Here is a 14122-nt window from a genome sequence, read left to right as displayed (position 1 = left end):
AGTGAGCGCTCACGTGCCAGGATGTGAGCGCTCACGCAGGACGACGACGTCTGGAGGACGACATGGGTGACGACGCCGCTCGGCAGGTCGTGGACGGCCGGACCACCCTCGGCATCGAACTCGGCTCGACGCGCATCAAGGCCGTCCTGGTCGACGAGGACCTCCGCCCCGTCGCGAGCGGCTCCCACGAGTGGGAGAACGAGTACGTCGACGGCCGGTGGACCTACCCGCTCGACGCCGTCGAGACCGGGCTCCGGGCCGCGTACGCCGACCTGGTGGACGACGTCGAGCGGCAGTACGGCGTCCGCCCGACCACCTTCCGCGCCGCCGGTGTCTCCGCGATGATGCACGGCTACCTCGCATTCGACGCGGACGGCGAGCTGCTCGTGCCCTTCCGGACGTGGCGCAACACCTCCACCGGCCCGGCCGCCGAGCGACTGAGCGCCGCCCTCGACTTCAACGTCCCGCAGCGCTGGTCCATCGCCCACCTGGCCCAGGCCGTCCTCGACGACGAGCCGCACATCGCGCAGATCGCCGGGATCACGACGCTCGCCGGGTACGTCCACCGTCGCCTCACCGGCCGGGACGTCCTCGGCGTCGGCGACGCGAGCGGCCTGTTCCCGATCGACTCCGCGCCCGTCGAGAGCGCCCCGGGCGACCCCGGCCACCGGGACTACGACGCCGGCATGCTCGCGACCACGCAGGACCTGCTCGGCGAGCGGGTGCCGGACCTCCGTGCGCTGCTGCCCGAGGTGCTCGTCGCCGGCGAGGAGGCGGGGGCGCTCACCGCCGAGGGCGCCGCGTGGCTCGACCCGACCGGCACGCTCGAGCCCGGCGTGGCGTTCTGCCCGCCGGAGGGCGACGCGGGCACGGGCATGGTCGCGACGAACGCCGTCGCACCTCGGACCGGCAACGTCAGCGTCGGTACGAGCATCTTCGCGATGGTCGTCCTCGAACGCCCGCTGAGCACCCCGCACGAGGAACTCGACGTGGTCACCACGCCGTCCGGCGACGCCGTGGCGATGGTGCACTGCAACAACGGGGCGAGCGAGATCGCCGCGTGGGCGCGGGTGTTCGCGCGGTTCGCGGAGGCGACGAGCGCACGAACGGGCGGTCCGGCCGTCGACGTCGACGACGTCTACGCGGTCCTGCTCGGCGAAGCAACGGGCGAGGACGCCGACCCGGACGCCGGCGGCCTGCTGTCCTTCAACTACCTCGCCGGTGAGCCCGTGACCGGCGTCGAGGACGGCCGACCACTGCTCCTCCGCACGCCCGGTTCCCGCTTCACCCTCGGCAACCTCGTCCGCTCCGAGGTGCACGGCGCCTTCGCCACCCTCGCGATCGGCATGGAGGTCCTGCACGGCGAGCACGTCGCCGTCGACCGGATGACCGCGCACGGCGGCCTGTTCCGGACGCCCGGTGCGCCGCAGCGCCTGCTCGCCGCCGCCCTCCGCGTGCCCGTCGCCCTCGAGGAGACCGCGGGCGAGGGCGGGGCCTGGGGGATCGCGGTCCTCGCGGCGTACCTCGAGCACACCGACCGGCCGCTGGCGGACTTCCTCGCCGACACCGTGTTCCGCGGCGACGCCGTCCAGGTCGCCGAGCCCGACCAGCGCGACGTCGACGGCTTCCGGGACTACCTCGACCGGTACCGCGCCGCCCTGCCCGTCCAGGACGTGGCGGCAGCGGCCACGCGCACCAGCGCACCGACCGACCCCGGCGAGCCGGCCGACGGTGCCGAGCCGCGCCTCTCCCCACCGGCACGGCCGGATCCCCGCTGGCGCGGTGACCCGGAACCGGCGGCAGGGGCCCAGGCCGACCCGAGCGACCACGCGGACGCCGCACGCACCGAGAAGGAGCCGACACGATGACGGACCCGACCACCGACGAGACGAAGGCGGCCGTCGCCGCCGCGCGCGAACGCGTCGCCACCCTGCACGGCGAGCTCGTCCGCTACGGCCTGGTGATCTGGACCGGCGGCAACGTGTCCGAGCGCGTCCCGGGCACCGACCTGTTCGTGATCAAGCCGAGCGGGGTGTCGAGCGACGAGCTCCGCCCCGAGAACCAGGTCGTCTGCACCCTCGACGGCGTGCCGGCGGACGGGTGGGGCAACGCGCACGGCCCGTCCTCCGACACCGCGGCGCACGCCTACGTGTACCGGAACATGCCCGAGGTGGGCGGGGTCGTGCACACCCACTCGACGTACGCGACCGCGTGGGCCGCGCGCGCCGAGGAGATCCCGTGCGTCATCACGGCGATGGCGGACGAGTTCGGCGGTCCGATCCCGGTCGGCCCGTTCGCGATCATCGGCGACGACTCGATCGGGCACGGCATCGTCGACACCCTGAGCGGACACCGGAGCCGCGCCGTGCTCATGCAGAACCACGGCCTGTTCACGATCGGGCGCGACGCGAAGGACGCCGTGAAGGCCGCGGTGATGTGCGAGGACGTCGCGCGGACCGTGCACATCGCGAAGCAGGGCGGCGAGGTCGTCCCCATCGCCCAGGACAACATCGATCGACTCTTCGATCGCTACCAGAACGTCTACGGACAGAACCCCGAAGGAGCGCTCTCATGACGCACGTCGTCGACCCCGCCGAAACGCTGGCGGGCTACGAGGTCTGGTTCCTCACCGGCTCCCAGGGGCTCTACGGCGAGGAGACCCTCCGTCAGGTCGAGCAGCAGAGCAAGGCCGTGCACGAGACCCTGGCGCCGCACGTGCCGGTGAGGCTGGTGTGGAAGCCGGTCCTCAAGGACGCCGACGGCATCCGCCGCGCCCTCATCGAGGCCAGCGCCGACGACAAGGTCATCGGCGTGACCACCTGGATGCACACGTTCAGCCCCGCGAAGATGTGGATCGGCGGGCTGCAGGCGCTCACGAAGCCGCTGCTGCACCTCCACACGCAGGCGAACGTCACGCTGCCGTGGAGCGACATCGACTTCGACTTCATGAACCTCAACCAGGCCGCGCACGGCGACCGCGAGTTCGGCTACGCCCTCGCCCGTCTCGGTGTCCGGCACGCCACCGCGGTCGGGCACGTGTCCGACGAGCGGGTGCAGATCCGCGTCGCGAACTGGACCCGCGCTGCTGCCGGTGCGGCTGCGGTCCGCGAACTCAAGCTGACCCGCTTCGGCGACAACATGCGCTACGTCGCCGTGACCGAGGGCGACAAGACCGAGGCGGAGATCGAGCTCGGCGTGCAGGTGAACACCTGGGCGGTGAACGAGCTGGCCGCCGCGGTGGACGCAGCAGCAGCGGACACCGCCGCGGTGGACGCGTTGGTCGCGGAGTACGACGAGCAGTACGACGTCGTGGACGACCTGCGCGACGGCGGTGCACGCCGCGCCGCGCTCCGCGACGGCGCCGCCATCGAGCTCGGGCTCCGTGCCCTCCTCGAGCAGAACGGCTCCGCCGCGTTCACCACGAACTTCGAGGACCTCGGCACGCTCAAGCAGCTCCCCGGCCTCGCGGTGCAGCGGCTCATGGCCGACGGCTACGGCTTCGGCGCCGAGGGCGACTGGAAGACGGCGGTCCTCGTCCGCGCGATGAACGTCGCCGGCGCGGGACTCCCCGGTGGCGCTTCCCTCATGGAGGACTACACGTACGACCTCACCCCGGGTGCCGAGAAGATCCTCGGCGCGCACATGCTCGAGGTGTCGCCGACGCTCACCACCACGAAGCCGACCCTCGAGATCCACCCGCTCGGCATCGGCGGCAAGGACGACCCGGTGCGCCTGGTCTTCACCGCCGACGCCGGCGAGGCCGTCGTGGTCGCGCTCTCCGACACCCGCGACGGCTTCCGTCTCACCGCGAACGTCGTCGACGTGGTGCCGCCCACGGAGGCGCTGCCGAACCTGCCCGTGGGCCGTGCCGTCTGGGAGCCGCGCCCGTCGTTCCCGGTCGCCGCGGAGGCCTGGCTCACCGCGGGCGCCGCCCACCACACCGTCATGACGACCGCCGTCGGCCTGCAGGTGGTCGAGGACTTCGCGACGATGGTCGGCACCGAGTTCCTCGTCATCGACGAGCACACCACGGCGCGCGGCTTCCGCGACGAGCTCCGGCTCCAGCAGACCTGGCACCGACTCGACCGGGGGTTCTAGGCTCGTGACCGTGACCGCGATGACGCGTACGAACTGGGCAGGGAACGTCACCTACGGGGCGTCCGAAATCCTCTCGCCGACCTCCGTCGACGAGGTCCGTCGCGTCGTCGCGGCGACGCCGCGCCTCACGGCGCTGGGGTCGAAGCACTCCTTCAACCGCATCGCCGACACCGACGGCGCGCAGCTGACGCTCGCTGGGCTCCCGCCCGTGCTCGACGTCGACAGCGACCGCCGGGTCGTCCGGGTCGCGGCCGGCACGACGCACGCGCAGGTCGCGGCCGGCCTGGAGGCCCGTGGCTGGGCACTCGCGAACCTCGCGTCCTTGCCGCACATCTCCACGGCAGGGGCGGTCGCCACCGGCACGCACGGCTCCGGCGTCCGTAACCCGTCGCTCGCGCAGGCGGTGGTCGGCCTCGAGGTCGTCCGGTCCGACGGTTCGCTGGAGCGGGTCGACGCGTCGACCCCGGACGGCGCGCTCGACGCCCACCGGGTGGCACTCGGCGCGCTCGGTGTCGTCACCACCGTCGAGCTCGCGATCGAGCCGTCGTTCCAGATCGCGACGACCGTGTTCCTCGACCTGCCGTGGGAGGCCGTGACCGAGCACTTCGACGCCGTGGTGTCCGACGCCTACTCGGTGTCGCTCTTCACGGCGTTCGACGACCGCGGCGCCCGCCAGGTGTGGGTGAAGCACCGCGTCGACGAGCCCGCGCCGACGGTCGACCTCGTCGCCCTCGGTGCCCGGGCCGCCACCGGGCCGGTGCACCCCGGCGAGAACGACCCGGCCGGCGTCACCGAACAGGGCGGCGTGCCGGGGCCGTGGTCCGAACGGCTGCCGCACTTCCGGTCGGCCTTCACCCCCTCGACCGGGGCGGAGATCCAGTCGGAGTACCTGATCCCCGCCTCGCACGCCGTGTCCGCACTGCAGGCGCTGCGCCCGTTGCAGGACGTGCTCGCACCGATCCTCATCGCCGCCGAGGTGCGCACGATCGCGCCCGACACCGCCTGGCTCGCCCCGTCGTCCGAGCGGCAGTCGGTCGGCATCCACTTCACCTTCCGCCGTGAGCCGGAGGCGGTCGAGGCCGCGGTGCACCGGATCGAGGAGGCCCTGGCCCCGTTCGACCCGCGGCCGCACTGGGGCAAGGTCTCGGTCGCGAGTGCCGAGCGACTGCACGAGGCGTACCCGCGGCTCGGGGACTTCGCGGCGCTCGCGCGGGACCTCGACCCGATCGGACGCTTCCGGAACGCCTTCCTCGCGCGCATCCTGAGCTGAGGCCGGCGGCTCCCAGGAGTTTGGGACCAGTCGTCCGGCGCACGCACCGGTCGGTCGCTGAGTGCTCACATGTGTGATCACAAAGGTTGGGTCATGGCGAACCTCAACCGCATCCTCGGGATGGCCTCGAAGGTCATCGACAAGCAGCTGGGCAAGCGCGGGCAGGCGGGCGCCCCGAGCAACGGAGCAACGTCGTCCGGGGGGACCGACTGGCGTGACGTCGTCCGGTCGGCGGCGGACAAGCTCACGGGCGACGACCGGGGCCGTCAGCCCCAGCAGCCCCCGGCACCGCAGCACTACGGACAGCAGGTCACGCAGCCGCAGCCGCAGCCGCAGCCGCGAACGCACGGGCAGCAGCGCGGTCCGGTCGACGCCGACAAGGTGGCCATCGCGAAGTACGACTACCTGCTCCGCACGGCCCCGCCGGAGCGCCTCGAGCAGGTCCACCACGACGCCTTCGCGCGGCTCACCCCCGGGCAGCGGCAGGAGATCCGCAACCGGCTGAACTCGCAGCTCCCGCCGAACGAGCACCTGCGCGACGACTCGGCCGCCGGACTCGCCCGTGCCGCGACCCGGGGCGAGGTCCAGCGCCCGGGTCTCCTGCGCCGTGTCCTCGGTGGCAGGGGCGGTGCGTTCGCCGGGGGAGCCGCGATGGGTGCCGGTGCGATGGCCATCGGCGGCATCGGTGTCGCGGTCGCCGGGGCAGCGGTGATGAGTGCCGCGGCGGGGCCGGTCCTCGCCGAGGCCGTCGGCTCGGGCGTCGACTTCGAGGGGATCGCGTCGGGGATCGGCGACCTCGGGCTCGCGGACACGGGTCTCGCGGACCTCGGCGAGGGTGCACAGGGACTGCTCGGCGACGGCGAGCAGCTGCTCGGCGGCTTCGGCGAGCAGGCGTCGGGCCTCGGCGAGCAGGCGTCGAACCTCGGGAACGACTTCCTCGGCGGCCTGTTCGACCGCTGACCCGGGTGGGGCGCGGACGCCGAGTCTCGCGTCGCGGGATCGATGTGTGCGCATCGGGAATGCGTGACGTCGCACGACGATTGGACCGTTACGTCGTGCGACGTCCGTCGTGCGCGAGATTCGGCCGGCCGAGGCCCGCGGTGCCAGGATGGACGCCGCCGGAGCGCCCGACACCGGCCAGCGGCACGCCCACCCCACGCGCGTGCGCCACCCACACCCCACGAGGAGCAGCACCGTCATGAGACGCCCCACGCGCCTGATCACCACCGCGGCGGTCGCCGTCGCAGCAGCACTCGCGCTCACCGCCTGCTCGGGCGGGGGATCGTCGGACGACGCCAGCGGCACCGCCAAGGGCGGCACCCTCAACATCCTCACGACGCAGACCGCGTTCCACCTCGACCCCGCGACGAGCCAGAGCCTCGGCATCACGTCGATGGCGCTCGTCGCCCGCCGCCTCACCACGTGGGACGTCGAGCCCGGCAAGACCGCCAAGGTCGTCCCGGACCTCGCGACGACCACGGGCAAGGTCAGCGACGACGGCAAGACCTGGACCTACACGCTCAAGGACGGCCTGAAGTTCCAGGACGGGTCGCCGATCACCACGAAGGACATCAAGTGGGGCATCGAGCGCTCGTTCGCGCCGACGCTCACCGGTGGCCTGAGCTACCACAAGTCGCTCCTCGTGGGCGGCGACTCGTACAAGGGACCGTTCGACGGCAAGACGCTCGACAGCATCGAGACCCCGAACGACAAGACGATCGTCTTCAAGCTCAACGCGGCCTACGGCGACTGGCCGTGGATCGCGTCGATGCCGGCGTTCGCGCCGGTGCCGGAGGGCGAGGGCACGAACACCGGACAGTACGACCTCAAGCCGGTGTCGTCCGGCCCGTACCAGGTGCAGTCGAACACGCAGGGGTCGCAGGTCACGCTCGTCCGCAACAAGTACTGGAGCGAGAAGACCGACTCCGTCCGCACCGCGGGCCCGTCGAAGGTCGTGTTCAAGGAGAGCCAGGACCCGTCGACGGTCACGCAGACGCTGATCGCCGACAACGGTGACGCGAAGGACTCCTTCGGTGCGATCTACCTCGGTGCGGCCGAGCTCAACCAGGTGCGCTCGAACCCGGCCGCGCAGGACCGCCTGGCCACGTCGAAGGCCGGCCCGATCACCTACATGGCGATCAACACCCAGCGCGGTGACCTCAAGGACCTCAAGGTCCGCCAGGCCCTGCAGTACGCGGTCGACCGCAAGTCGTTCCGCATCGCCGCCGGAGGCGCGATCGCCGGCACGTACGCCTCGACGCTCATCACGCCGGGCATCGCCGGTCGCCAGGACTACGACCTGTACAAGACAGGCGCCACGGGCGACGTCGACAAGGCGAAGTCGCTCCTGAAGGAAGCAGGGGTCAGCAACCTCAAGCTCACCCTGGTGACGCCGAACGACTCCTCCACGCTGGCGCAGGCCCAGGCCCTGCAGGCGGGGCTCAAGCGCGCCGGGATCACCGTGACGCTCAAGCCGCTCGACGACGACTCGTTCAACCAGGCGACGACGAACGGCACGGACTTCGACCTGTCGCTCTCGAGCTGGCAGCCGGACTTCCCGAGCGCGAACGCCAACCTCCAGCCGCTGTACGACTCCTCGCAGATCGGTGGCGGTGGCTACAACATCTCGAAGTACAGCAACCCCGAGGTGGACGCCCTCATCAAGGAGGCGAGCGCGACGGTCGACCAGAGCGACGCGCAGAAGCTCTGGGCGCAGGCCGACCGCAAGATCATGGAGGACGCTCCCGTCGTCCCGCTGATGTACGCGAAGCAGTCCTTCCTGGCCGGCTCGAACGTGGAGAACTTCCGCATCGCGGACTTCCCGGCGTACCCGAACTACCTCACGGTGTCGCTGAAGCAGTGATCGACCCGCTGCTCGAGGTCGAGGGGCTCCACGTCGCGTTCGGCGACGCGGAGCCCGTCGTCCGTGACGTCTCGTTCACCCTGACGCCCGGCCGGGTGCTCGCCCTCGTGGGGGAGTCCGGGTCGGGCAAGTCGGTCTCCGCCATGAGCCTGCTCGGCCTGCTCCCACCCGAGGCGCGGGTGTCCGGCAGCGCCCGCTTCCGCGGCGAGGAGCTCATCGGCGCCGACGCGGAGCACCTGCGTGCCGTCCGCGGCGCCGGCATCGGCGTGGTGTTCCAGGAACCGATGAACTCGTTCACCCCGGTCCTGACGATCGGCACGCAGATCGCCGAGGCCGTGCGGGCGCACCCGACCGGTCTCGACCGTGCGGGCGTCTCGACCCGTGTCGACGAACTGCTCCGGTCCGCCGGACTCCGGGAACCCGAGCGGATCCGGAAGGCCTACCCGCACGAGCTCTCGGGCGGCCAGCTGCAGCGCGCGATGATCGCGATGGCGCTCGCGGGCGACCCGGTGGCGCTCATCGCCGACGAACCGACGACGGCGCTCGACGTCACCGTGCAGGCGGGCATCCTCGACCTGCTCCGCACCCTCGGTCGCGAGCGGTCGCTCGCCGTCCTGCTCATCACGCACGACATGGGCGTGGTCGCGGACGTCGCCGACGAGGTGCTCGTCATGCGTCGCGGCGACCCCGTCGAGCGGGGGAGCGTCGCCGACGTCTTCGCGCGTCCGCAGGCGGACTACACGCGCGAGCTCCTCGCCGCGGTCCCCGCACTGGGCCCCCTCGGACCGGTTCCGGCGCGCGGCGGAGCCTGCGGAGCGGCGGGGCGGCCGAGTCCGCGGGGAGAGGGACGGATCGCCCCCGCCTCGTCAGCGGCGGACCCGCAGGATGCCCGGCCGGGCACCCCCGCGACGGATGCCGACGGCGGCGACGCGAGCCGTGCCTCCCGGCCGGTGGTGGCGCGCCTGCGCGACGTCGCCGTGCGATACGCACGCCGCGGCGAGTCGACCGTCTCGGGGATCGACCTCGAGCTGCACGCCGGCGGCACCGTCGGTCTCGTGGGGGAGTCGGGGTCCGGCAAGTCCACGATCGGCCGTGCGCTCGCTGGGCTCGTCCCCGTCGTCGACGGCAGCGTCGAGGTGGACGGTAGCGACCTCCGGACCGCACGGGGGAAGCGCCTGCGGGAGCTCCGCAGCCGCGTCGGCATCGTCTTCCAGGACCCGGCGTCCTCGCTCAACCCGCGGCAGACGATCGGCTGGAGCATCACCGAGCCGCTCCTCGTGCACGACCCGCGCTCGGACGCCGACCGTCGGGAGCGCGTGGGCGAGCTGCTCCGGGCGGTGCAGCTCGACCCGTCGTGGGCCGAACGCTTCCCGCACCAGCTCTCCGGTGGCCAGCGGCAGCGTGTCGCGGTCGCTCGTGCCCTCGCGCTCCGGCCCGCGGTCGTGATCGCGGACGAGCCCACGAGTGCGCTCGACGTGACGGTGCAGGCCGCCGTGCTCGACCTGCTCGCCACGCTGCAGGACGAGTTCGGGTTCGGGATGCTGCTCGTCAGCCACGACCTCGCCGTCGTCCGGCAGCTCGCCGACGAGGTCGTCGTCCTCCACGACGGCCGCATCGTCGAACACGGCCGCACCGAGGCCGTGCTCGACGACCCGCAGCAGGACTACACGCGCATGCTCCTCGCGGCGGCGCCGGTCGCCGACCCCGTGCGGCAGGCCGAGCGTCGCGAGGCGTGGCGCGCGTGGGAAGGGGTGGCGTCGTGACCGCCAACGTCGTCGACCGTCCGGTCGCCGCGTCCGCCGGCCGGAGCACCGGCTTCCGGGCCGTCGTCCGTCGCGTCCGGCAGGACCGCTGGGCGGTCGCCTCCGCCGTCCTCATCGCCGTGTTCGTGGTGGTCGCGATCGCCGCGCCGCTCATCGCCGCGATCAGCGGGCAGGATCCCTACAAGTACCACGTGGACGCGCTCAACGACTTCGGCGCGCCCCGCGGCGCACTCGGGGGTGTGAGCGGGACGCACTGGTTCGGCGTCGAGCCGCTCACCGGCCGCGACCTCTTCGCGATCGTGACGTACGGCGCGCGGACCTCGCTCGGGATCGGTCTCGCCGCCACAGCGCTGTCGATCGTCATCGGCGTGCTCGTCGGCGTCACCACGGGGTTCTTCGGGGGCTGGTACGACCGGGTGCTCTCCCGGATCGTCGACGTCATCTTCGGCTTCCCGTCGCTCGTGTTCATGATCGCCCTGACCGCCATCGTGCCGACGTCGTTCCCGAAGCCGGTGCTCGTGGTCCTCGTCATCGGGTTCTTCGGCTGGCCGGCCGTCGCGCGCGTCGTCCGGGGGCAGACCCTGTCGCTCGTGACGCGGAACTACGTCGTGGCATCCACCGCGATGGGTGCCGGTCGCTGGCACGTCATCCGCACCCAGCTCCTGCCGAACCTCGCCGCGACCATCACGGTCTACGCGACGATCTCGATCCCGTCGATGATCGGCGCCGAGGCCGCACTGTCCTTCCTCGCCGTCGGGGTCACCCCGCCGACGCCCTCGTGGGGTCGGAGCATCGGCGACGCGATCGGGTGGGTGCAGACCGACCCGATGTACCTCGTCTTCCCCGGCGCCGCGCTGTTCCTCGTCACCCTCGCGTTCAACGTGCTCGGCGATGCGCTCCGCGACGCCCTCGACCCCCGTGGAGGTGCCCGGTGACCACCCTGCGCTTCATCGCGGTCCGTGTCCTCGGTGCCGTCGTCGTCCTGCTCGTCGTCGCCGCGATCACCTACGCGCTGTTCCTGCTGCTGCCGACGAACCCGGCGCGCGCGATCTGCGACAAGCCCTGCACGCCGGACCGGCTCCGCGAGGTGCAGGCGTTCCTCGGCACCGACAAGCCGTGGCTCGCGCAGTTCGGGGCGTACCTCGCCGGGATCTTCGCCGGTCGGACCTTCGGCTCCGGGGCGTCGGTCATCAACTGCGCCGCGCCGTGCTTCGGGTACTCGTTCCAGCTGCACGAGAACGTCACCGACCTGATCCTGTCGCGCCTGCCCGTCACCGCGTCGATCGCCGTCGGGGCCGCGCTGCTCTGGCTCGTCGCCGGGGTCGTCGGCGGGGCGGTCTCAGCACTGCGCCGTGGGACCTTCGTGGACCGCGCGGTGATGACCGTCGCGGTCGCCGGTGTGTCCTCGCCGTCGTACCTCATCGGGCTTCTCGCGATCCTGCTGTTCGGCTTCGTGCTGGGCGTCCTGCCGACGAGTGGCTACGTGGCCTTCACCGACGACCCCGTGGGCTGGTTCACGCACCTGGTCCTGCCGTGGTGCGTCCTCGCGTTCATCAGTGCCGCGATCTACGCCCGGCTCACCCGGGGGGAGATGCTCGAGTCGATGTCGCAGGACTTCGTCAGGACCGCCCGCGCGAAGGGCCTCCGCGAACGCCAGGTCGTCGTGCGGCACGGGCTCCGGACGGCGATCCTGCCCGTGGTGACCCTGTTCGGACTCGACCTCGGTTCGCTCCTCGGCGGTGCGGTCATCACCGAGAAGGTGTTCTCGATGCAGGGCCTCGGGGCGCTCCTCATCGACGCGGTGCACACCCTCGACCTGCAGGTGGTCGTCGGCTTCACGCTGTTCTCGGCGATGCTCATCGTCGTCGCGAACATGATCGTGGACATCGTCTACGCGTTCGTCGACCCGCGGGTGCGGCGCCGGGCGTAAGCCGTCCGGACGCGGCGGCCATCAGCGGCGGCGCGGGCGGGCGGCGCCGCCGAGGACCCCGACGATCACGCCCACCATCAAGACCGCGAGCCCGACGTGCCACGATCCGGTGCACTGCAGGACGAGCCCGACGACGAACGCGGCCGCGCCGAGCACGACCGCCACCAGCCAACCGTGGACTCCCATGCCTGGAGTGTGCCACCACGACCCTCCGACGGGCGGCGCTCGACCGCGCACGCTGCAACGGGAGCAGTATCGACAGATGAGCAACGACGGCTTCGTCAGAGGATGGAAGGCCGTCCGCGCGCACCGTTCGGAGTTCCTCGACCCACGGCGCGTCCGGCGGCGGACCGTGGTCGGCGGCGTCGTGGCGACGGGGGTCGGCGCGTTCCTCGTCGTCGCGGATCGTCTGTGGGGGCTGTTCGACGGGGGGCTGTTGCGAGACGTCGTTGCGGTCGTGCTCCTCGCGGCGGGGGCCGGCTGTGTCGTCGCCGCATTCCTCGGCGTCGGCCGTCGCTCAGGGAGATCGGCGCGGCAGCCGCTCGGTGATTGGCGTCGCGACGATCGGATCACTCGTCAGTTCGCGGCGCACCCGCCGGCGATGATGACCGAGGACCGCGACGAGGTCACTGCGCGCGCCGAGCTGTCGATCGAGACCGCCGTCGTCGCGACGGCTCGATCGGTCTGGATCCCGATCGGCTGGCTGCTCGCTTGGGTGGCGTTCCTCGTCTCTGGCCTCGCCACCGCCGACCGGCTCACGCTGTGGCTCATCCCGCCGGTCTTCGCAGCGCTGCAGTCCGGCACCTTCGTCGCGACGGTCGTCGCTGCGGGACGTGCGGATGCCGCGCGCGACCGCGCTGCGCAGCTCCCGTCAGCGTCACCACCACCGGCGCCACCGCAGCGCAACCGCGACCCTCGCGGATCGAAACTGGGACTGCCCGAAGACTGACCCGTCGGTCGACGACCAGGAACGGTCGGCCCGGAGGCACGGATCGCCCCGGCGGGCGGCGCGCGTGGTCAGTCCACGGACATCGAGTGCGGCGCGCGGTGCGCGGTCGGGCGCCGGTCGGCGCCGACCGCGATCACGACCACGGGGACGAGCGTCAGGGCGACGATGCCGGCCCCGATCAGCGCGGGACCGGCGACGCCGGTGACGGTGAGCATCGCGCCGACGATCGAGGTCCCGATGGCGGTGCCCAGGTTGAACGCCGACACGGTGAGGGCCGCCCCGAGGGGTGCCGCGCTGCCGGCGGCGTGCACCGCGGTGTTGATGAGCACGCCGTTCGCGCTCAGCCCGAACAGGCCGAGCACGCCGACGAGGACCGCGGTGACGAGCGGTTGGCCGGCGACCAGTCCGATCAGCAGGAGCAGGACGACACTCGCTGCCGGGGTCACGATCGTGACCAGCCCGGGTCGGGCATCGCCGAAGCGTCCGCCGAGGAGCGTCCCGATGAAGGAGCCGACGCCGAACACGGTGAGCACCACCGGGACGAACTGTGCGGGGACGCCGGCCCGGTCGCTGAGCAGCGGTGCGATGTACGAGTAGGCGGCGACCACCCCTCCGGTGGTCGTCACGCAGGCGAGGAGGGTCCACCAGAGCCGCGCAGAGCGCAGCCCCGAGAACTCCCCGCGGATCGAGGTATGCTCGGCCGCTCCGGTCGCGTGCGGGACGAACCGTGCGACCAGCGCCGCGAGGACGACCGCGGCGGCGGCGATGGCCCAGAAGGTCCCACGCCACCCGACGGCCTGCGCGAGGAACGCCCCGAGCGGCACCCCGAGGACGGTGCCGAGCGAGCCGCCCGCACCGACGACGCCCTGCGCCCGCGACCCGAGCCTGGGCCCGGCAGCTCGAGCTGCGACCACGGAGGCCACCGACCAGAACGCGCCGGTCGCGAACGCGGTGGCGAACAGGGCCAGGGCCAACAGGAGCGCGAGGCGCTTCGGCAGCCGGATGGTGAGCAGCGTCATGAGGGGCGACCCGACGATCATCCCGACGGCGAAGACGGTGATGAGGAGGCCCGCGCGGCCGAGCGTGACCCCGAGGTCGGTGGCGACCTCGGGGAGGATGCCGGCGACGACGAACTCGGTCGTGATCATGAGGAACGTGCCGACCGCCAGCACCGGCACGACGATCGGCAGTCGGTCCGGTGTGGCGGAGGGACGGAGGTCGTCTCGGAGGTCGGCGGGTGCGTGCATCG

Annotated in this window: 12 protein-coding genes; 10 read left to right on the top strand and 2 right to left on the bottom strand. The window is 72.3% G+C overall.

Features of this window, described 5'->3' with window-relative positions; all coding sequences use genetic code 11:
- Positions 1–62: 62 nt before the first annotated feature.
- The 9 genes from ACRQ4C_RS13320 to ACRQ4C_RS13280 all read left to right on the top strand — a co-directional run bounded on the left by ACRQ4C_RS13320 (position 63) and on the right by ACRQ4C_RS13280 (position 11924).
- Positions 63–1868, top strand: a complete 1806-nt coding sequence (locus ACRQ4C_RS13320) for an FGGY-family carbohydrate kinase (RefSeq protein WP_439688967.1) — start codon at positions 63–65, stop codon at positions 1866–1868.
- Complete coding sequence (locus ACRQ4C_RS13315) at positions 1865–2575, top strand: L-ribulose-5-phosphate 4-epimerase (RefSeq protein WP_439688966.1); 711 nt, start codon at positions 1865–1867, stop codon at positions 2573–2575. Before ACRQ4C_RS13320 ends, ACRQ4C_RS13315 begins: the two co-directional genes overlap by 4 nt.
- Positions 2572–4098, top strand: coding sequence for an L-arabinose isomerase (araA, locus tag ACRQ4C_RS13310; RefSeq protein WP_439688965.1), 1527 nt, complete (start codon positions 2572–2574; stop codon positions 4096–4098). The genes ACRQ4C_RS13315 and araA overlap by 4 nt, the downstream gene beginning before the upstream one ends.
- A 19-nt stretch (positions 4099–4117) precedes the next feature.
- A complete protein-coding gene (locus ACRQ4C_RS13305) occupies positions 4118–5368 on the top strand; it encodes an FAD-binding protein (RefSeq protein WP_439690908.1) in 1251 nt (416 codons plus the stop codon).
- Positions 5369–5461: 93 nt separating this feature from the next.
- Positions 5462–6328, top strand: coding sequence for a cation-transporting ATPase (locus ACRQ4C_RS13300; protein WP_439688963.1), 867 nt, complete (start codon positions 5462–5464; stop codon positions 6326–6328).
- 238 nt (positions 6329–6566) lie between these two features.
- Positions 6567–8231 (top strand): ABC transporter substrate-binding protein, encoded by a 1665-nt coding sequence (locus tag ACRQ4C_RS13295; RefSeq protein ID WP_439688962.1) that lies wholly within the window; start codon positions 6567–6569, stop codon positions 8229–8231.
- On the top strand, positions 8228–9994 hold the full coding sequence (locus ACRQ4C_RS13290; RefSeq protein WP_439688961.1) for a dipeptide ABC transporter ATP-binding protein: 1767 nt from the start codon (positions 8228–8230) through the stop codon (positions 9992–9994). Before ACRQ4C_RS13295 ends, ACRQ4C_RS13290 begins: the two co-directional genes overlap by 4 nt.
- Positions 9991–10929, top strand: coding sequence for an ABC transporter permease (locus tag ACRQ4C_RS13285; protein ID WP_290131015.1), 939 nt, complete (start codon positions 9991–9993; stop codon positions 10927–10929). Before ACRQ4C_RS13290 ends, ACRQ4C_RS13285 begins: the two co-directional genes overlap by 4 nt.
- Positions 10926–11924, top strand: coding sequence for an ABC transporter permease (locus ACRQ4C_RS13280; RefSeq protein WP_290131016.1), 999 nt, complete (start codon positions 10926–10928; stop codon positions 11922–11924). The genes ACRQ4C_RS13285 and ACRQ4C_RS13280 overlap by 4 nt, the downstream gene beginning before the upstream one ends.
- A 21-nt stretch (positions 11925–11945) precedes the next feature.
- Here ACRQ4C_RS13280 and ACRQ4C_RS13275 read toward each other — a convergent pair whose 3' ends face one another.
- Positions 11946–12110 carry a hypothetical protein gene (locus ACRQ4C_RS13275; protein WP_439688959.1) on the bottom strand — a complete coding sequence of 55 codons (165 nt, stop codon included), beginning with the start codon at positions 12108–12110 and terminating at the stop codon, positions 11946–11948.
- A 76-nt stretch (positions 12111–12186) separates the two neighbouring features.
- Here ACRQ4C_RS13275 and ACRQ4C_RS13270 point away from each other — a divergent pair, with 76 nt between their 5' ends.
- Complete coding sequence (locus tag ACRQ4C_RS13270) at positions 12187–12873, top strand: hypothetical protein (protein ID WP_439688958.1); 687 nt, start codon at positions 12187–12189, stop codon at positions 12871–12873.
- A 68-nt stretch (positions 12874–12941) separates the two neighbouring features.
- Here the strand turns inward: ACRQ4C_RS13270 and ACRQ4C_RS13265 are convergent, their stop codons facing one another.
- The gene (locus ACRQ4C_RS13265; RefSeq protein WP_439688957.1) at positions 12942–14120 is read right to left on the bottom strand and encodes an MFS transporter; all 1179 of its coding nucleotides are present in this window, start codon (positions 14118–14120) and stop codon (positions 12942–12944) included.
- Between the last annotated feature and the right edge of the window lie 2 nt (positions 14121–14122).

It is taken from the genome of Curtobacterium sp. SP.BCp, assembly GCF_051903255.1.
GTDB lineage: Bacteria > Actinomycetota > Actinomycetes > Actinomycetales > Microbacteriaceae > Curtobacterium.
This window is presented reverse-complemented; position numbering and strand designations above follow the sequence as displayed.